This is a genomic window from Sphingomonas parapaucimobilis NBRC 15100 (genome assembly GCF_000787715.1).
GTDB classification, from domain to species: domain Bacteria; phylum Pseudomonadota; class Alphaproteobacteria; order Sphingomonadales; family Sphingomonadaceae; genus Sphingomonas; species Sphingomonas parapaucimobilis.
Window position 1 is genome coordinate 1 of the sequence record NZ_BBPI01000063.1, and the last position, 17,540, is coordinate 17,540.

General features: G+C 67.2%; 16 protein-coding genes and 1 tRNA gene. 8 read left to right on the forward strand and 9 right to left on the reverse strand.

Features of this window, described 5'->3' with window-relative positions:
* Positions 1 to 38: 38 nt before the first annotated feature.
* The 4 genes from SP5_RS10555 to SP5_RS10565 all read right to left on the reverse strand — a co-directional run bounded on the left by SP5_RS10555 (position 39) and on the right by SP5_RS10565 (position 5,511).
* Positions 39 to 1,352: a carbohydrate porin gene (locus tag SP5_RS10555; protein ID WP_052811500.1), complete on the reverse strand. Its 1,314-nt coding sequence runs from the start codon at positions 1,350 to 1,352 to the stop codon at positions 39 to 41.
* 15 nt (positions 1,353 to 1,367) lie between these two features.
* The gene (locus SP5_RS19125; RefSeq protein ID WP_157013673.1) at positions 1,368 to 1,514 is read right to left on the reverse strand and encodes a hypothetical protein; all 147 of its coding nucleotides are present in this window, start codon (positions 1,512 to 1,514) and stop codon (positions 1,368 to 1,370) included.
* 387 nt (positions 1,515 to 1,901) lie between these two features.
* The gene (locus SP5_RS10560) at positions 1,902 to 3,161 is read right to left on the reverse strand and encodes a NupC/NupG family nucleoside CNT transporter (RefSeq protein WP_042488143.1); all 1,260 of its coding nucleotides are present in this window, start codon (positions 3,159 to 3,161) and stop codon (positions 1,902 to 1,904) included.
* A 232-nt stretch (positions 3,162 to 3,393) separates the two neighbouring features.
* On the reverse strand, positions 3,394 to 5,511 hold the full coding sequence (locus SP5_RS10565) for an AsmA family protein (protein ID WP_042488145.1): 2,118 nt from the start codon (positions 5,509 to 5,511) through the stop codon (positions 3,394 to 3,396).
* A gap of 166 nt (positions 5,512 to 5,677) precedes the next feature.
* On the opposite strand from SP5_RS10565, the gene rpmI reads away from it, so the two are divergent.
* Positions 5,678 to 5,881 (forward strand): 50S ribosomal protein L35, encoded by a 204-nt coding sequence (gene rpmI, locus SP5_RS10570; protein WP_007406658.1) that lies wholly within the window; start codon positions 5,678 to 5,680, stop codon positions 5,879 to 5,881.
* Positions 5,882 to 5,902: 21 nt separating this feature from the next.
* Entirely contained in the window at positions 5,903 to 6,268 is a 366-nt protein-coding gene (gene rplT, locus SP5_RS10575) for a 50S ribosomal protein L20 (protein WP_042488147.1), read from the forward strand.
* A gap of 207 nt (positions 6,269 to 6,475) precedes the next feature.
* Here the strand turns inward: rplT and SP5_RS10580 are convergent, their stop codons facing one another.
* Positions 6,476 to 8,617 (reverse strand): TonB-dependent siderophore receptor, encoded by a 2,142-nt coding sequence (locus SP5_RS10580; RefSeq protein ID WP_052811501.1) that lies wholly within the window; start codon positions 8,615 to 8,617, stop codon positions 6,476 to 6,478.
* 175 nt (positions 8,618 to 8,792) lie between these two features.
* Between SP5_RS10580 and SP5_RS10585 the strand changes: the two genes are divergently transcribed.
* Positions 8,793 to 9,197, forward strand: a complete 405-nt coding sequence (locus tag SP5_RS10585) for a DUF1489 family protein (RefSeq protein ID WP_042488151.1) — start codon at positions 8,793 to 8,795, stop codon at positions 9,195 to 9,197.
* 80 nt (positions 9,198 to 9,277) lie between these two features.
* Here the strand turns inward: SP5_RS10585 and SP5_RS10590 are convergent, their stop codons facing one another.
* Positions 9,278 to 9,877 carry an ankyrin repeat domain-containing protein gene (locus SP5_RS10590; protein WP_042488154.1) on the reverse strand — a complete coding sequence of 200 codons (600 nt, stop codon included), beginning with the start codon at positions 9,875 to 9,877 and terminating at the stop codon, positions 9,278 to 9,280.
* A 69-nt stretch (positions 9,878 to 9,946) separates the two neighbouring features.
* Here SP5_RS10590 and SP5_RS10595 point away from each other — a divergent pair, with 69 nt between their 5' ends.
* From SP5_RS10595 to SP5_RS10605, 3 genes are read left to right on the forward strand one after another with little or no spacing between them, the layout of a single operon-like run.
* Complete coding sequence (locus SP5_RS10595) at positions 9,947 to 10,537, forward strand: SCO family protein (RefSeq protein ID WP_042488221.1); 591 nt, start codon at positions 9,947 to 9,949, stop codon at positions 10,535 to 10,537.
* Positions 10,537 to 10,965 (forward strand): YcgN family cysteine cluster protein, encoded by a 429-nt coding sequence (locus SP5_RS10600; protein WP_042488223.1) that lies wholly within the window; start codon positions 10,537 to 10,539, stop codon positions 10,963 to 10,965. Before SP5_RS10595 ends, SP5_RS10600 begins: the two co-directional genes overlap by 1 nt.
* Positions 10,962 to 11,630 carry a M48 family metallopeptidase gene (locus SP5_RS10605; RefSeq protein WP_042488159.1) on the forward strand — a complete coding sequence of 223 codons (669 nt, stop codon included), beginning with the start codon at positions 10,962 to 10,964 and terminating at the stop codon, positions 11,628 to 11,630. The genes SP5_RS10600 and SP5_RS10605 overlap by 4 nt, the downstream gene beginning before the upstream one ends.
* Here the strand turns inward: SP5_RS10605 and SP5_RS10610 are convergent.
* Positions 11,606 to 13,807 (reverse strand): transglycosylase domain-containing protein, encoded by a 2,202-nt coding sequence (locus SP5_RS10610; protein WP_042488162.1) that lies wholly within the window; start codon positions 13,805 to 13,807, stop codon positions 11,606 to 11,608. The genes SP5_RS10605 and SP5_RS10610 overlap by 25 nt on opposite strands.
* A 202-nt stretch (positions 13,808 to 14,009) precedes the next feature.
* Here SP5_RS10610 and SP5_RS10615 point away from each other — a divergent pair, with 202 nt between their 5' ends.
* A complete protein-coding gene (locus tag SP5_RS10615) occupies positions 14,010 to 14,600 on the forward strand; it encodes a PilZ domain-containing protein (protein WP_042488165.1) in 591 nt (196 codons plus the stop codon).
* A gap of 363 nt (positions 14,601 to 14,963) precedes the next feature.
* Here SP5_RS10615 and SP5_RS10620 read toward each other — a convergent pair.
* Positions 14,964 to 15,050 (reverse strand) — tRNA-Leu (locus SP5_RS10620).
* A gap of 152 nt (positions 15,051 to 15,202) precedes the next feature.
* On the opposite strand from SP5_RS10620, the gene SP5_RS10625 reads away from it, so the two are divergent.
* Positions 15,203 to 16,585 (forward strand): MATE family efflux transporter, encoded by a 1,383-nt coding sequence (locus SP5_RS10625; RefSeq protein ID WP_042488167.1) that lies wholly within the window; start codon positions 15,203 to 15,205, stop codon positions 16,583 to 16,585.
* Positions 16,586 to 16,660: 75 nt separating this feature from the next.
* Here the strand turns inward: SP5_RS10625 and SP5_RS10630 are convergent, their stop codons facing one another.
* A complete protein-coding gene (locus SP5_RS10630; RefSeq protein ID WP_042488170.1) occupies positions 16,661 to 17,413 on the reverse strand; it encodes a zinc-ribbon domain-containing protein in 753 nt (250 codons plus the stop codon).
* Positions 17,414 to 17,540 lie beyond the last annotated feature (127 nt).

A 17,540-nucleotide genomic window follows, 5' to 3' on the forward strand; every position in this document is an offset into this window, starting at 1 on the left:
TCCGGCCTGCCACCTCCCCTTAAAGGGGAGGAATAGGTTTAGAACGCGCCGTGAACCCGCAGCGCGAACACCTCGGCAGGGCCGCGATCGCGGTTATACCCCGGATTTTCCACATATTGCGCGTCCAGCGTCACCGCGAGCGCGCGGGTGAGCGCGACGTCGTAATAGGCCTCGGCAATCTCCTCCGCGCCCGCATCGGGCAGCTTGCCGTCGCCGACCAGCACGCCCAGGCCGCCCGCCGCCAGATAGCGGCGATGCTCGGCCGAAATCCCGTTGGCGATCAGCGCCAGCCCGACCCGATCCTGCGCCCGGCCCCAGCTTTTGCCGTTCAGCGACGCGCCGATTTGCGCCGTCCGGTCGATATCGGTGAAGTCGTAAGGCTCGATCGCCCCGTCACTGACCCCGACCCGGGCGAACAGGCCCAGCGTATCGGTCAGCGCCTGGTCCATGTTCATATAGCCGCCGATCCGCGTCATCCGCCGCCGGGTGACGGACGGATCGACCGCACCGCCGGTGGTGGCGGCATAGGCCAGCGCGTCATCGAAGCGGCTGAAATTGCCCCGGTTGCGGAAAAACCCGAAGCGCACCGATCCCGGCCGCCCGGCGACCTGGTGGCGATGCTCGACCTCGGCATCGAGTTGATACTGGCCGAAACCATGTTCCAGCCGCTCGCCATTGGGCACGGTCGACAGGTTGAACAGCCCGGTACGCAGCGTCCAGTCGCCGCGATAGAGTTCGGCGGCGACGCCCGTGGTATAGCCCCAGGCATCGGCGGCATAATCGAAGCTGCCGGTATCGACCGCCGACCAGTTGAGGAAATCGCCGCGCGGATCATGGGCGTAAGGGTTGGTGTCGAGCAGGTCGCCGACCCCGAACTTGCCGATGGTCAGCACGATCCGGTCGAGGCTGCGCGATCCGCCCAGCTGGTTGGCGACGCCCGCCACCGCCTCGCGCGTGCCGCCAAGCCCGAAAGTCTGGCGGAAAAAGGCGCGTTGCAGGCGGAAATAGGGTTCGGCCTTGCCGACCTTATAGGCCTCGGCGCTGGGGAAGCCCGCGACGCCCAGCGTGTTGGACAGGCCGAAGCCCTGGTCGATCTCCGGATTCACCCACAGCTCGCCACCGGTCCAGGCACGGACGCCGATAAAGGCGGTGACGTCGGCCGTCTCCTTCACCTGACGCGGGGTCAGGCTGTTGGCGCCGGTATAGGGCGAGGCAAAGCCGCCCACCCCCTGTGCGACGAGGGTGGCCTGGCCGTGGATCGCGAAGTCCTGCGGCTGGGTATCCTGCGCGGACGCGGCGCGCGCGACGAGGAACAGGCCGCACAGCGCGGCCCGCGAAACGATACGGATCATGATGGTCGTCGCGGATCAGGCGCTGGCGCGGGGACGGCGCATGGCCTGCGGACGGGTGGACGCGACCAGACGGAGCAGCCGGGCACGCTCGCGGGGGACGCTCGCCATCACGGTGGCGAGGGAATGGGCGCGGACATGCGCGCGGAACAGGGTACGGGTCATGGCAGACCTCCTTCGGGTTCATGTGGTCGAGCCCGGCGGAAGGTCGGCGAGGAACGGCTCTAGCGGGCCGACATCGTCGACCCCGTCAGGCCCGTCAGACGGTCGGCAAGAACGTGGACGCGGATGCGTCTACTGTCCTCGTCGCCGGACAAGGGACTAGATCGGGGCATTGTGATCCTATGTGTGAGTCGGCCACGTCCGCAGCCGACAGGGCGCGCCATAACGCGCTTATAATGGGGATCAACCCCCAATTCCTCCCCGTGCCGGGGAGGGGGACCATGCGCAGCATGGTGGAGGGGGCGGGCCGCAAAGGGAGTCCAGTGAGGAAGCCCCCCTCCGTCAGCGCTACGCGCTGCCACCTCCCCGTACCGGGGAGGAGAAACGGCGTTAGGCGATCAGCAGGCCCGCCAAGGCCGCCGACATCAAATTGGCCAGGCTCCCCGCGATCAGCGCGCGGATGCCCAGGCGGGCGATGGTCGGGCGCTGATTGGGGGCGAGGCTGCCCGTCACCGCCATCTGGATCGCGATCGACGAGAAATTGGCAAAGCCGCACAAAGCGAAGGTGACGACCGCGACGGTGCGCGGCGACAGCTGTGCGGCCTGCTTGCCCAGATCGATATAGGCGACGAACTCGTTCAGCACGATCTTCTCGCCGAACAGGCCGCCCGCAATCCCCGCTTCCTTCCACGGCACGTTGAGCAGCGCCATGATCGGCTGGAACACATAACCCAGCAGCGCCTGGAAGCTCAGCCCCGGAATGCCGATGAGATTGCCCAGGCCGCCGAGCAGTCCGTTCGCCAGCGCGACCAGCGCGACGAAGGCCAGCACCATCGCGCCGACCGCGACGGCCAGCTTCACGCCGGTCTGCGCACCCTGCGCCGCCGCCATGATGATGTTGGCGGGCTTTTCCTCGTCATGCGTGGCCTCGGCCAGCGCGATGCGCTCGTCCTCGATCACGTCGCCCAGCGGCAGCTGCCCGGCGGGCGGCTCCATGCGGTCGGGCATGATGATCTTGGCCATCAGGATGCCGCCCGGCGCCGCCATGAAGCTGGCCGCGAGCAGATATTCGATCGAGATGCCCATCGAGGCATAGGCCGCCAGGATCGTGCCCGCCACGCCCGCCATGCCGCTGGTCATCACGGTGAACAGCTGCGCCGGGGTCAGCCCGGCCAGATAGGGGCGGATGACCAGCGGCGATTCGGACTGGCCGACAAAGACGTTGGCGGCGGCGCAGAGCGATTCGACCTTCGACACGCCGATGACCTTCTCGATCGCGCCGCCCAGCCAGCGCACGACCAGCTGCATGATCCCCAGATGATAGAGGATCGAGACGAGCGCGGCGAAGAAGATGATCACGGGAAGCGCCTGGATCGCGAAGTTGCGGCCCAGCGGATCGGAGGCCAGCGCGCCGAACAGGAACTTGGTCCCTTCATTGGCATAGCCGAGCAGATCCGCCACGCCGCCGGACAGCCATTGCAGCACCCGCTTGCCCCACGGCACATAGAGGACGAGGACCGCGATCCCCGCCTGCAGCGCAAAGGCCGCGCCGACGACGCGCAGGCGGATTGCCCGGCGATCGGTGGACAGGGCAACGGCGATGCCCAGGATGACGAGAATGCCGGCGATACCGATGGCGAAACGATTCATGCGCGCTGCTTAATATCCCGCTTGGGGCAATGAGACCATGACGCGGCCCCCCGGCTGCGCGGGGGACGATCATAAGCAAGGTGCGGGGGGACCGCCATAGTTTTGATCATGGGGCGATTTCGATCCTCCCCGGCACGGGGAGGGGGACCATGCAAAGCATGGTGGAGGGGGAGCGCCTCGAATGTCTCATGCGGTCGAGAACCTCCCACACCCCTCCCCTTGCAGGGGAGGTTCAGAAGATGCCCAGGAATTTCTTGCGCTGTGCCTTGGCCTCTCCCGGATTGCCTTTCCCGTCCTCGGCCTTGGCGGTGGTGCCGCGCCCGACATCGTCGCGCTGGTCGCCCTTGGTGGTACGCTGCGCACTGGCCCGCGCGCCCGACAGCACCGGGCCGCATGCCGCCGCCTTGGCATCGCCGACATCGACAAAGGCCAGCACGCCTGCCAGCGGTGTAGCCACCACCGCCAGCCCCAGCCCGGCTCCGGCGCGCGCCAGCAGGTTTCCGCTGATCGGGTTGATCCCCGGATGCGCGAAGGTGCCGGAGATGCCGACCGGCGACTGGCCGGAGAACAGGCTGAAGGTCTTCGCATCGGCGCGCACCGCCAGGTCGAGCGCCTCGTTGCGGAAGCTGAACCCGCCACGCGCCGTCACGACATTCTTCGACGTGTCGATCAGGATCGGGTCCGCCGCCGCCACGCCGCCGCGCACGGTAAAGGCGATCAGGCCGCAATTGATGCGCACCGGCTCCTTCAGTTCCTTCTCGAACATCTTCTGGACGAAGGTGCCGATATCGAGTTCGGCGAGCTGCGCGTTCTTGGTCCACAGCGAACCGGCGGGCAGGATGAAGGCCATGCGCCCGTTCGCGCTGGCGAGCGAATCATGGATGGTATCGCCGCGCCCGGTCAGCTGGACGCGGCCCTTGACGGTGCCGGTCGTCCCGGCCTCCGCCACGCCCCATCCCGCCAGCAACCGCCCCAGCGGCGTCGGCGACAGGCGGATATCGTAGCGCACCAGGCTGGGCCGCTGGCGCGTGTCGAACAGCAGGTCGGACGACACATCGCCGCGCGCCATGGCGAAGCGCAGCGGCGACAGGGTCAGCTTGCCGCGATCCAGCGCCAGCGTCAGGTCGACGTTCGAGATCGGCACGCGGCGCGAGCGCACGGTGCGGATCGTCCATTTCAGATCGGCATCGAAGCGCTGCATCGTCGCCACCGGCAGCGCCGCGTCCGGCAGCAGACGCTGCGGCCCGACCCCGGTCGCAGCGGCGGCGGCCTCCGCGCCCTTGGTCGCGACGATATCGGGATTATAGCCGATAAAGGGGGCGGCATCGATGATGTCGAGCTTCTGGGTCGCCAGCGTCGAATCGAGGTGCAGCCGCTCGGCATGGGTGACGGTCAGCGTGCCCGCCAGGTCGCTGTCGCCGAACGTCCCCTTCATGCGGGTGAAGCGATAGACGTCGCCGTCCTTCACCAGCTGCGCATGAATGTCATAGGTGCGGGTGCGCGGGATGACGACGCCGATGACCTCCAGCAGGGTGGACAGGTCCTTGCCCCGCGCCCGCGTGCGAAGCGGCACATTCTCGACATCGGCGATGGAGGGCAGGGTGCCGGTGACATCGACGATATTGCCCGCCGCGCGCATCCGCGCGACCAGCTCGTTCTTGCCGCGATTGGCGGTGGCGTCGGGCGAGAGCAGCTGGGCGTTGACGACGAAGGGCGTGCTTCGAATCACACCCTTGCCGCGCACGCCGACGGCGCGGCCGATCCGCGCATCCTGCGACCGGAAATCCGCCAGCGCCAGCTCCGCCGTCACCCGCATCCGGGGATCGCGGTAGCGGACGGTCGTTCCGTTGATCTCGGCCACGTCGATGCGCGGGAATTCCAGCGGCTTGCCGCCCTTCTTCTCGCTGAAGGTCCATGTGTTGGTGCGGTGGTCGGGCGTCCACTCCAGATCGACCGCGCCGTTGGTCAGTTCCAGCCAGGTGAAGCGCCGCTTGCCGAACAGCAGCGACAGCGGCGCGATCCGCGAATCGATCCGGTCGGCGGTGAACAGATTCGGTCGCGTCGCCCAGGACGGGTTGGAAACGGCGATCTTCTCGGCGACGAACTTGATCCGCCATGGTGCGAAATAGAGCTGGAAGTCGCCGCCCACGCTGACGGTCCGATGGGTCAGCCTGCCGACGATCGACTCGAAGGGATGGCGCAGGAACCGCCCCCTGGTGACGAACAGCACCAGCCAGATCGCGGCGAGAACGGTCAGCAGGCCGATGGCGATTCGCAATGCCCAGCGGCGCCACCCGATACGGGCGGCGGCATGACGCGCGGAACTGTCGGCCGCTGGTGCCTGATCCATGGAAAGCCAAAGCGCGCGAGGGGAGCGGCGGTTCCCCGACACCCTCTGGTTGCATTCTTCCCGCGCTTCGTCTAAGCGGCCCGCTTCCCGAGCGAGGTGTCACGAACGGCCCGGCCATCAGGGCTGCCGCGGCCGTTTCTGCCTTAGCTCTAGCGAAAGGAAAAAAATGCCCAAGCTCAAGACCAAGAGCGGCGTCAAGAAGCGCTTCAAGCTCACTGCCACCGGCAAGCTCAAGCACGGCGTGGCCGGCAAGCGCCACCGCCTGATCAGCCATAACGGCAAGTATATCCGCCAGAACCGCGGCACCTCGGTCCTGTCCGATGCCGACACCAAGACCGTGAAGGCCTGGGCGCCTTACGGCCTGAACTGATTTCTGGAAGGGTAGAAAGATATGGCACGCGTCAAGCGGGGCACGACCACCAAGGCGAAGCATAAGCGGATTTTGGATCAGGCGAAGGGCTATTATGGCCGTCGCAAGAACACCATCCGCATCGCGCGCCAGGCCGTCGAAAAGGCCGGTCAATATGCGTATCGCGACCGCAAGGTTAAGAAGCGGACCTTCCGTGGTCTGTGGATCCAGCGCATCAACGCGGGTGTCCGGGCCGAGGGCCTGACCTATTCGCAGTTCATGCACGGCCTGAAGCTGGCGGGCGTCGAACTGGACCGGAAGGTCCTGGCCGACATCGCCATGCACGAGGGCGAAGCCTTCAAGGCGATCGTCGCGCAGGCGAAGGCCGCTCTGCCGCAGGCCGCGTAACACGCGACTGACGGACTAGCGCCGGAAATCAGGAAAGGGCGTCGGTGGAGTTCCACCGGCGCCTTTTTTTCTGCTTGTGTGCGTGTGGCTTTCTCACCCCTCTCCTTCAGGGGAGGGGCCGGGGGTGGGGCGCTTCGGCGAGCAGGTTGCCTGATTGAGAGGCCCCACCCCAACCCCTCCCCTGAAGGGGAGGGGCCAAGGTCGCCCTCAATACCGGACCGTGATCGTCCCCAGGATCGAGCGCGGTGCGCCATAATAGCCGCCGTCGAAGGTCAGCGCGGTCAGGTACTTGGCGTTGGTCAGGTTGCGCAGATTGGCCGATAGAGCGATGCGCCGGGTGATGTCGTACTTGGCCATCAGGTCGACCAGCGCATAGCCGTCCTGCCGCACCGAGCGGGTCTGGGTGTAGATCACGCTCTGATACTGGGCCGACGCACCCACTTTGAGTTCGGGCAGGGCGGGCGGCGAATAGACGATGTTCAGCCGCCCGGTGTTGCGCGGCACGAACAGGCGCGCGGGGTCGCCCTTCTGGTCCTCGATCCGCATCAGCGTATAGCCGCCCGTAACCTGCAGCCCCTCGGCCAGGCGTCCGCCGACCTCCAGCTCGATACCCTCGGACTTGGCGTTCACCCCGCGCGAGACGAAGCGGCCGTTGACGAAGCCGATGCTCTCGGCGGTGTTGTTCTGATGCACGCGGAAGATCGCCGCGCTGGCGTTCAGCCGTCCGCCGAACCAGTCGCCCTTGATCCCCGCCTCGATATTCTTGCCGCTGACCGGGTCCAGGATCCGGCCGTTCTCACCGATGGCGGTCTGCGGATTGAAGATCGTCGTATAGCTGGCATAGGCGCTCAGCGACGGACTCAGGTCATAGGTGACACCGGCAAAAGGCGAGAAGCGCGAATTATTGAAATTGGTGTCGACATTGTACGAAAAGCCGACGCTGCGCGCATGGGTGAAATTGCCCCCGAGCATCAGCTTCAACGGATCGGCCAGGCTGAAGCGAACCAGGCCATAGGCGGTTTCGCGGCGGGTCTGGGTGTTCTGGCTCGATGCATAGGCCGTCGAGAAGTTGGTCGGGAAATCGACCTTGGGGAAATTGCCCTGGAACAGGTCGGGGAAGGGCAGCGTCAGGCCGACCTTGGAATAGTCGTAGCTCGACGTCTGCTTGTAGTCCTGCGCGCTGCGGTTGACGCCGAACATCAGCTGATGCTCGCGCCCGAACAGCGTGAAGGGGCCTGTGGCATAGGCTTCCATGGTCAGGTTGCGGGTCTGCGCGCGGAAGGCACCCGGATAGCTCTTGATCCCCAGGAACTGCCCCGGATTGGCGGGGTCCGGGGCGATGCCGTTGGGCGCGCCGCGGACCGGATTGCCATAGACATAGAACAGCTCGTCCGCCTCGCTGGTCGCCCGCCGCACCGCGCTGATCCGCGCGACCCAGTCCCCGGCAAAGTGATGCGTCAGGTCGCCGAAGATCTGCCGGTCGATCACGTTCCAGCCCGACCATTCGGGCGCGACATTGGTCGATCGCGGCATGTCGATGCGGGTGCCATCGGTATAGGTCAGCGGCAGCGCCCCCCACATCGCGCCGTGGCTCTGATGGTCCTGATGGCCGTAACCGCCGCTCAGCACGGTATCGGGGCCGAGGTCCGCCTCGACCACGCCGTACCCGGTCCAGCGGCGCAGGCTGTAGCGATCGAGATAGCTGTCGGCGTCCGACAGCACGCCGACGACACGCGCGCGGACATGGCCGTCCCTGGTCAGCGGCGTGCTGACATCCGCGTCCAGGCGCAGGCTGTTGAACGAGCCGTACTGGACGCTGGCGGTCGCCTGAAGGTCCTTGGTCGGGCGCTTGCGGACGAAGTTGATGACGGCGGACGGATTGCCGGTCGGCGACAACAGCCCGGGCGCGCCGCGCACCACCTCGATATGGTCATAGATGGCGGTGTCGATCGATCCGGTCTGGATGCCGAAGGCGAAGGGGACGCCGATGCCGTCGATCTGGAAGGTCTGGATGTCGAAACCGCGCGCCGAATAATAGACGCGATCGGTCTCGTTCGCCTGGACGTTGATGCCCGGAACCGTGGCCAGCAACTGGTTGACGTCGTTCAGCTGGAAATCGGTGATCTGCTGGCGGGTCACGATGCTGACCGACTGCGGTGTCTCGCGCAGGGTCAGGGGGATGCGCGTCGCGGTCGTCTGGCCGTCGATCGTATAGTCGTCCTTGCCCTCGGTCCGCTGGCCGGTGACGATGATGTCGTCGCGCGAGGCCTGGGGATCGGCCGCCACGGGGGTGGAGGTCGGGGCGGTGATGGCGGCGGCACCGGCCGCCAGCGTCATCAGGATCGGCATTGCGGAAACTCCCTGTTTTTCCGCCTCCTATGAATGATGCCATGTTATTGCAAGTCAGTATCGAAAGCAAAAACGTTGCCGATAGGGGTCATTTCGATGGGGAGGCCGTCGGACGGCAAATCGCATCGCCCGACCCTAGCCATGCCGGACACCCGCCCCCACATGGATCCCCGACATGGCGCTTCATCTGACCAAGGTCGCGTTCGGGGCGACCAGTATCGATCACCTGGCCGAACGACTGAAGATGCGGGCGCAGGAGGGGCCGGTGTTCCTGACCACGCGCTATCTGCCCAAGCGGCATGAGGAAGTGGCGGGGCAGGGCTCGCTGTTCTGGATCCTGAAGCATCAGCTGGTCGCACGCTCGCCGATCCTGTCCTTTGGCGAGGCCGAGGGCGGGCGGTGCGCGATCCATATCGATCCCGAACTGGTGCTGGTGCAGGCGCTGCCCCGGCGCGCGCATCAGGGCTGGCGCTATCTGGAGACGGCGGACGCGCCCCCCGATCTGGGTGGGGCGGCGTCGGGGATCGATATGATGCCGCCGGTGCTGGTCGGCAAGCTGGTGGAACTGGGGCTGATCTAGGCTGATCGACATTCAAGGAGCTGAGACCGTATTCCTCCCCTTGCAGGGGAGGAATGAGCGAATGCCGGTCCGCCTCGGGTTCAGAACTTCGGACCCGCCACCGCCGCGCGGGTCTTTTTCGGGGTGTCGGCGAACAGCTTGGCGATCGCGGTGTTGCGCGCGTCCTGCGACGCATATTCGCGGGCCGAGAGACCGGCGACGCTGTCCGCCATGTCGGGATCGGCTCCGGCGTTTAGCAGCTCGCGGACCATGCCGATGTCATGGCGCTGCACCGCGCGGATCAGCGGGGTCTCGCCGGACGCATTGCCGATATTCGGATTGGCCTTGGCCGCGGTCAGGATGCGGATCATCTCGGGCTGTCCGCCCGCCACCGCCAGCAGCAGCGGCGTATTGCCGCGCCCGTCGCGCAGGTTGGGATCGGCGCCCTTCTGGAGCAGGAAGCGCAGATAGGTTTCGTCGCCGCGCTTGATGACGATGTGCAGCGCGCCTTCGCCGCTGGTCACGTCGCGGGTGTTGATGATGCTGGCGCCGGGGCGGTCCAGCATGTTGGTGACGTCATTGCCCTTGGCCTCGCGCACGGCCTGAAGGAATTTGTAGCTTTCCGACTGCATCATCTGCGCCGCGAGCGGCGTGGCGAGGCTGCCCAGAAGCACGGCGGCGAGCAGGGGGCGAAGGGACATGAAACGATATCCTGAGCAATGGAGCATGGCTTGCGCCGAGCGATTTATCACAGCAAGGCTGTCGGCGTCATGATCCGATTGTTCCTGTCCCTTCTGACCCTGCTGGCGCTTCCTCTGGCCGGTTGCGGCCCCTCCCAGCCCGAGGCGGAAGGGCCGCTGGCGGGCGCGAAGATCGGCGGGCCGTTCCAGCTGATCGATGCCAAGGGGAAGACCGTCACCGACCGCGATTTCGCCGGGCGCTACCGCGTGATGTATTTCGGCTATACCTTCTGCCCCGATGTCTGCCCCACCGATATGCAGGCGATCGCGGCGGGCCTGAAGCTGCTCGACAAGAGCGCGCCCGCCAAGGCGAAGAAGATCGCGCCGATCTTCATCACCCTCGACCCCGAACGCGACACGCCCGCCGTGGTCGGCCGCTTCGCCGCCGCCTTCGACCCGCGCATTATCGGCTTGACCGGCACGCCTGCCCAGATCGAGGCGGTGAAGAAGGCCTATGCCGTCTGGGCGGCCAAGGGCGACAAATCGCCCGGCGGTGGCTATCTGGTGAACCATAGCCGCCAGGTCTATCTGATGGACCCGTCGAACAAGCCGCTGGCGCTGGTCCCGGCGGACGAGGGGCCGGAGGCGGTCGCCAAGACGCTCGACCAGTGGGTGCGCTGATGGAGCGTTTCTGGGAAAAGCCGATCGAAAGCCTCGACCGCGCGCAGTGGGAGGCCTTGTGCGACGGCTGCGGCAAATGCTGCATCCACAAGCTGGAGGATGAGGAGACGGGCGAGCTGGTGCCGACCAACGTCGCCTGTCGCCTGCTCGACCGGCGTAGCGGGCAATGCTCCAACTATCGCCACCGCCGCGCCTTTGTCAGCGAGTGCGTGCGGCTGACCATGGGCAATGTCCGGTCGATCGACTGGCTGCCCACCACCTGCGCCTATCGCCTGCGCGCGGCGAACGAGCCGTTGCCCGACTGGCATTATCTGATCTGCGGCGACCGCGAGGCGGTACACCGCGCCGGGCAGTCGGTGCGCGGCTGGACGATCAGCGAGGATGATGCGGGCGATTTCGAAAATCATATCGTGGACCGGGAATTGTGATCGACGAAGTCGTACGGCACCCCACGGCCAAGACCATCCGCCTCAGCATCGATCCCGCCACCGGCACCGCGCGGCTGGTCGTGCCCAAGCGGGCGGGCCTCAAAAAGGCGCTCGCCTGGGCCGAGGACAAGAAGGACTGGATCGCCGCGCAGCGTGCGCGGCTGCCGCATCCACGCCCCTTCGTGCCGGGCGGGGCGATCCCGTTCGGCGACACGGTGCTGACGCTGGAATGGGAGGAAGGCCGCGCCCGCGTCATCCAGCGCGACGGCGACCGGCTGATCGCCTCCGGCCCGATCGAGACGCTCGGACGCCGGGTCGAGGCGTGGTTGAAGCGGCAGGCGCTGGAGACGCTGGCGCGCGAAACGGCGGAGGTCGCGCGCCTGGCGGGCGTCACCGTGTCCAAGGTCAGCGTCGCCGATCCCAAGGCGCGCTGGGGAAGCTGCGCGTCGACCGGCGCGATCCGCTATAGCTGGCGGTTGATCCTGGCGCCCGGCTATGTCCGCCGCGCGACGGTGGCGCATGAGGTCGCGCACCGCATCCATATGAACCACGCCCCCGCCTTCCACGCGCTCGTCGCCGAGCTGCTGGGCGAGGACCCCGCGCCCGCCACCACCTGGTTGCGGCAGCATGGCGCGGGACTTCACTGGTTCGGCCGGTCGTCCTGACGTTCGCGGGGTAGGCCACGGGGCGGGTTGCCGGGCGCACGCGGTTCGCGCGTCGCCCCGCCGCCGCGACCCGTCACCCGGTCGATCCACGCCTGATCCAGCCGCTGCGGTGGCGTCGGCGCCTGGGCAGGTTGTTGCGGCTGGGCCGGGGCACCCGGCTGCGGCTGCTGGATCGGCACCGGCGCACCCGGCTCGCGGTGGGTCGGAATCTCGACCGCCTCGCTGCCGTCCTCGGGCGCACCCGCACTGGGCGGGGGCAGCGGGTTGCCATCGGCATCGACCGCCGCAACGCCATTGTCGGGCTGGCCGAAATAGCTCTCCTCATCGGGCTCCAGCTGCCATTCGGGCAGCGTGACCTGGGTGTCGAACTGCTCGATCGGACGGTTGGCGACCGCGACGCGCATATAATCCGCAAAGGCCTTGGCGGGCGCGGTGCCGCCGTGCAGCCCGGCGACCGGCTTGCCATTGTCGCGGCCCATCCAGACGCCGGTGGTGATTCCGCTGGAGAAGCCCAGGAACCAGCCATCCTTGGAACTGGTCGTCGTGCCCGTCTTGCCCGCGACCGGCCGCCCGATCTGCGCGGCGCGACCCGTGCCGGTGTTGACCGTGGTCTGGAGCAGGTCGGTCATCTCGGCGGCGATATAGGGGGCGACCAGCACATGGCTGCGGTCCACCTCATGGGTGTAGATGGTCTGGCCGTTCGCCACGACCTTGGTGATACCGTACGGCGTCACCTTCACGCCCTTGTTGGAGATGCTGGCAAAGGCGGCGACCATGTCGATCACATGGACTTCCGATGTGCCCAGCACCATCGAGGGATGGGTGTTGACCGGCGTGGTGATGCCGAAGCGGCGCGCCATGTCGGCGACCGTCTGAAAACCCACTTCCTGGCCCAGCTTGGCCGCCACGGTGTTCAGCGAATAGGCAAAGGCGGTGCGAAGCGAGACGCTGCCCGAATTGCGGCGCGAATCGTTGCGCGGGGACCAGCCGTCGATGGTGACGGGTTCGTCGACCACCTGGTCCTCGGGCTTGTGGCCCGCCTCCAGCGCGGCGAGATAGACGAACAGCTTGAACGCCGAACCCGGCTGGCGAACCGCCGTCGTTGCGCGGTTATAGTTGGTGGACACGTAATCCAGCCCGCCGACCATCGCGCGCACGCTGCCGTCGCGGTCCAGGCTGACCAGTGCGCCCTGCGTCCCCGGAGGGGCATCCTTGCGGACGGCGGCATCGGCGGCGCGCTGCATGTTGAGGTCGAGCGTCGTCCACACGTCGAGCGGCGCGCTTTGCTCATCGATCAGCGTGTCGAGCTGGGGCAGCGCCCAGTCGGTGAAATAGCGGACCGAATTCTGCCTCGGCTCGGGCGCGAGCTTGAGCGCCTGCGGATCGGCATTGGCGGCCTGGGACGGGGTGATGAAGCCGTTGCGCTCCATCTGCTGGATGACCACGCCCGCGCGGCCCACGGCGGCCTCGGCATCGGCGGTCGGCGAATAGTTGGACGGCGCCTTGACCAGCCCGGCGATCACCGCGGCCTCCGACAGGCTCAGATGTTCGGCACCGTGGCCGAAGAATTTCCGGCTGGCGGCGTCGATGCCGTACGCCCCGCCTCCATAATAGACCTTGTTGAGGTACAGCTCGAGGATCTGGTTCTTCGAGAATTTCAGCTCCATCGCCAGCGCCAGGATCGCCTCGCGGAACTTGCGGCCGAACTTCTTCTGGTTGTTCAGGAAGATGGTGCGCGTGATCTGCTGGGTGATGGTCGAGCCGCCCTGTTTCCAGCGACCCTTTTCCAGCCGGACCTCGACCGAGCGGGCGATGCCGATCGGGTCGACGCCGGGATGCTGGCGGAAGCGGCGATCCTCGACCGCGATCGTCGCGTCGCGCATGACGATCGGGATCTTGTCATAGGACAGCCACTCGCCATAGCTCGGCCCGAGCGAGACGATCACCGTGCCGTCGGCGGCATGGACGCGGATCATCTGGCCGTTGGGCGAGGATTTCAGCTCCTCGAAGCTCGGCAGCTGCGACTTGGCGACGAAGACCGCGATGGCCAGCGCACCGACCGCCAGGACGGCGAGGCCGATCAGGACCTGCAGGGTTACGACGATCCGGCGCCGCCAGGGAGAGCGGGGCTTGGAGGAGCGGGGCCGGGGAGACCGGGAAGACGACGCGCGAGGCATGGGACGGCTCGCGAATTACAGGGCTTTGGACATGACCACAAGCGGCCGATGCCGCATCACGTCTTGCGCGGGGCTGAACCGGCGACACCTCGACGCATGCTTCGCACGGATATCGGGTCAAACATGTTAGTCTTTTATACGGGATCGGGTAGTAAAGGACCCCGAAGCCGAATGCGGGGTGAGATCGGTGGAAAGGGCAGGGATGGAACAGGTCGAACAGCAGCAGGGCACGTCGGCGGAACGCCGTGCGGGCAAGCGGCATTCGGCCGTCCTTCTTCTCGGCAAGATTTGCGGCGACAAGCCCGGCGTCTGTCTGGTCCATAATATCTCGGCGACCGGCCTGATGGCGCGATTCGTTGATATTCCGACGGTGGGCCAGTCCATCTGTATCGAGGTGCGCGGCCTGTCCCCCATTTCCGGCACCGTCCGCTGGGTCAATGGCCGCAAGGCGGGCGTGCAGTTCGATTCGCCCCAACCCTATGAGCGGATCTTCTCGCATGAGAATGAGGACGGCACGATCCCGCGCGCGCCGCGCTTCGCCGTCACGCTGGCCGCCGATGTGCGGGTGGGCACCCACAAGTTCACGACCGCAATGATCGACGTGTCGGCGGGTGGCGCGAAGATGGTCGCCGAGGGGAAGATCCAGCCGGGTCTGGCGGGCCATATCGTCGTGCGCCCGCTGGGCACCGCGATCTCGGGCACGGTCGCCTGGGTCAAGGACGGCCGCTTCGGCTTCCGATTCGTCTCGCCCCTGTCCATGGACGCGCTTGCGGCGATCGTCGCGCTGCGCTGACCCATCCTGCCCGATGGCGTGCGCCGGTTCAGGGCCGATCGACATTCCTCTATTCCTCCCCTGGCAGGGGAGGTGGCAGGCCGAAGGCCTGACGCAGGGGTGTCCTGCTGGAACAGGCGGGTCAACGATCGCGACCGGTGACACCCCTCCACCAGCTTCGCTGGTCCCCCTCCCCTTGCAGGGGAGGAAGGAGGACAATGCGCGCTGAATGTCGATTGGGCCTAACCCCCTCCCGTCGAGAGGGGCCAGGGCAGGCAAGGTATCCCTGCTTGTCGATCCTGTTCACGCACAGGCCGCAGACATGCCGACAGGCACCGGGCGAATTCTCGCTCGAGGCATTTCCATCGGATTTTCGGAAAAATCTGGTGCGGTCGAGAAGACTCGAACTTCCACGGCCTTTCGGCCACAACGACCTCAACGTTGCGCGTCTACCAATTCCGCCACGACCGCACTCGATAGTCACCACCGGCAAGCCGGAGGGCTGGTAGGCGGGTGCCCCTAGCAAAGCGATACGGGTAGCGCAATGGCTTTCGTCGACGATGTGCATTTGTCGGTCGCCGCCGATGGTTCTTTCTGCCGCCCCGAGGCTTTAGGAGCAGGGCATGACCTTATCCCTTCGCCCCGACCGCGCCGAGGCACGCCGCCTGCTGGGCCTTGCCTGGCCCGTGATGCTGACCAGCCTCAACTGGACGATCCTGCACGTCACCGATGTGATCGTGGTCGGTCGGGTGGGCGAGCATGAGGTCGCCGCGCTTTCGGCCAGCCGGTCGCTGACCTATGTCGCGATCGTCACCGGGCTGGCCTGGCTGTCGGGCGTGCTGGTCCGGGCGTCGCGCGCCGACGGGGCGGGTGATTTGCCCGAAACGGGGCAGGCGTTGCGCGACGGCATGGTGCTGGGGCTGATCCTGGGCGTGGCGGCAATGCTGATCCTGGGATTGGGCGGCGCGAGCCTGCTGGCGGGGATCGGGGTCGCGTCCTCGCTGATCGAACCCGGCGCGCGCGTCGTGGCCGTCATGGCGCTGGGCTATCCGTTCCAGATGGTCATGATCGCGGCCAGTTTCTTCCTCGAGGGGATCAGCCGTCCGCGCCGGGTGACGATGGTCAATCTGTCGATCCTGCCGATCAACGCAGCGCTCGCCTGGGCGCTGGCGGGCGGTGAGCTGGGACTGCCCGCCCTGGGGGCGGTCGGTGCGGCGCTGGCGACGGTGATCGCCTCGGCCCTGGGGGCGGTGGCGATGGTGGCCAGCGCGATGCGGCTGCCGCGCGGCGAGCAGCGCGGCGTGCGGCGGCTGGACCGTGCCGCCTGGGCGCCGACGCTGGCGGGGGCGGCCGGGCTGGCGCGATTCGGGCTGGTGCCCGCCATCGCCTCGGGCCTGGAACTGGCCGGGTTCGCGATCCTCATCGCGCTGTCCACCCGGCTCGGCGATGCGACGGCGCATGGGTTCCAGATCGTCTTCTCGGTCCACAACGTCACCTTCGCGCTGGCGATCGGCCTGGGATCGGCGGCGGGGGTGCGGGCGGGCAATGCGGTGGGCGAGGGCACGGCCCCGGCGGCGGTGTCGCGCACCCTGCTGGCGGTCGGGATCGCGGCGCTGACCATGGGCATGTGCAGCCTGATCTTATGGACGATGCCCGCAGCGGTCGTCGGCGCCTTCCCCGCGCTGCCGGAGGCGCATGCGGCGGCGGTGGCGATGTTGATGATCTGGGCACCCTTTATCCTGTTCGACGGGGTGCAGGTCGTGCTGGTCTATGCGCTGCGCTCGCTGAACGATCAGGTGGCGGCGGGGATCAACAGCATCATCGCCTATTTCGTCGTGACCGGCGGGGTGGGCTGGTGGCTGGTCGCCAGCGGCTGGGGCGCGCCGGCGCTCGCCTGGGCTTCGGGGATGGGGATGCTGGTCGCGGCAGTCCTGCACGGCACGCGGTTCGCGGTCATCGCGCGGCGGTTGCGGGATTCCCGTGGCCTTCGACTTCGCTCAGGCTGAACGGAGGTTGGTAGAAGGCCCCATTCCCTCACGCCGTTCAGGCCGAGCGAAGTCGAATGCTCCGCCCCGAACGCCTCAGTTCGCGCTGCCCTCACCCGCAAAGCTCAGGTCCAGCCGCTTGGAACTGGGCGGCACGTCCAGCTTGGCCGAGTTGAAGTCCATCGACGCGCCCGGCCCCAGCGTCCGCTGCTGCGGCGCGATCGCCCAGGAGAAGACGACGCGGCCCTGCGCGTCCTTCAGTTCGGCGCGCAGGTCGGGCACGCGCTGCGCGGTCGAGGACGGGTTGATGATCTGTCCCGAAATGGCAAATAGTTCCGAACCATTTTCCAGTTCGCGCCGCTCGATCGGGTTGGAGCGCAGCTCGAGGGCCGATTCGGTGCTGCCGACGCCGAACCAGCCGCCGATCCCCGGCATCCCGGTCCACAGGATCGCCGCCGTCGCGACCAGCATCAGCAATCCGGCCAGCACCGCGCCGATGGTCCAGCGCCGCACCGGGTTGCGCCGCGCACGGAAGGGCGGCCGATGGGCAAAGGCGTCGAAGCCCGAATCCTCCTGGGTCAGGATGGGCGGGGCGGGCGGCGGCGCCATGACGGGGGGCGGGGGAGGCGGCGGCTCGGCCAAGGCCACGCGCGGCTCCATGTCCTCGACGGGCGTCGCGGCCGGGGACGCGATCGGGGACAGCGGCAGCCCGGACTCGCCCTCCGGCTCGGGCGGCGACTGGAACCAGCTGTGCCGGCAATTGGCGCAGCGCACGGTTCGCCCCTCCAGCCCGATCGCACTGTCGGGCACCAGATAGCGGGTGCGGCACTCAGGGCATTCGAGGATCATGCGATGGGGCACTTCAGGACAGGACGGATCGACGGACGGTCTGGGCCATCCCTATTCAGTCAGGCCCCCTTCGATAATCCAGTAAGCACGCCGCCCCTAGGCGTGGCAAGCATTGAAGCGCGGAACT

Excerpts from the sequence above, each read along its gene's own strand:
- SP5_RS10615 (WP_042488165.1), top strand. The coding sequence starts at position 14,010 with ATGGAACAGGTCGAACAGCAGCAGGGCACGTCGGCGGAACGCCGTGCG.
- rplT (WP_042488147.1), top strand. The coding sequence starts at position 5,903 with ATGGCACGCGTCAAGCGGGGCACGACCACCAAGGCGAAGCATAAGCGG.
- SP5_RS10600 (WP_042488223.1), top strand. The coding sequence starts at position 10,537 with ATGGAGCGTTTCTGGGAAAAGCCGATCGAAAGCCTCGACCGCGCGCAG.
- SP5_RS10625 (WP_042488167.1), top strand. The coding sequence starts at position 15,203 with ATGACCTTATCCCTTCGCCCCGACCGCGCCGAGGCACGCCGCCTGCTG.
- SP5_RS10580 (WP_052811501.1), bottom strand. The coding sequence starts at position 8,617 with ATGCCGATCCTGATGACGCTGGCGGCCGGTGCCGCCGCCATCACCGCC.
- SP5_RS10565 (WP_042488145.1), bottom strand. The coding sequence starts at position 5,511 with ATGGATCAGGCACCAGCGGCCGACAGTTCCGCGCGTCATGCCGCCGCC.
- SP5_RS10590 (WP_042488154.1), bottom strand. The coding sequence starts at position 9,877 with ATGTCCCTTCGCCCCCTGCTCGCCGCCGTGCTTCTGGGCAGCCTCGCC.
- SP5_RS10555 (WP_052811500.1), bottom strand. The coding sequence starts at position 1,352 with ATGATCCGTATCGTTTCGCGGGCCGCGCTGTGCGGCCTGTTCCTCGTC.
- SP5_RS10630 (WP_042488170.1), bottom strand. The coding sequence starts at position 17,413 with ATGATCCTCGAATGCCCTGAGTGCCGCACCCGCTATCTGGTGCCCGAC.
- SP5_RS10595 (WP_042488221.1), top strand. The coding sequence starts at position 9,947 with ATGATCCGATTGTTCCTGTCCCTTCTGACCCTGCTGGCGCTTCCTCTG.
- SP5_RS19125 (WP_157013673.1), bottom strand. The coding sequence starts at position 1,514 with ATGACCCGTACCCTGTTCCGCGCGCATGTCCGCGCCCATTCCCTCGCC.
- rpmI (WP_007406658.1), top strand. The coding sequence starts at position 5,678 with ATGCCCAAGCTCAAGACCAAGAGCGGCGTCAAGAAGCGCTTCAAGCTC.
- SP5_RS10610 (WP_042488162.1), bottom strand. The coding sequence starts at position 13,807 with ATGCCTCGCGCGTCGTCTTCCCGGTCTCCCCGGCCCCGCTCCTCCAAG.
- SP5_RS10560 (WP_042488143.1), bottom strand. The coding sequence starts at position 3,161 with ATGAATCGTTTCGCCATCGGTATCGCCGGCATTCTCGTCATCCTGGGC.
- SP5_RS10585 (WP_042488151.1), top strand. The coding sequence starts at position 8,793 with ATGGCGCTTCATCTGACCAAGGTCGCGTTCGGGGCGACCAGTATCGAT.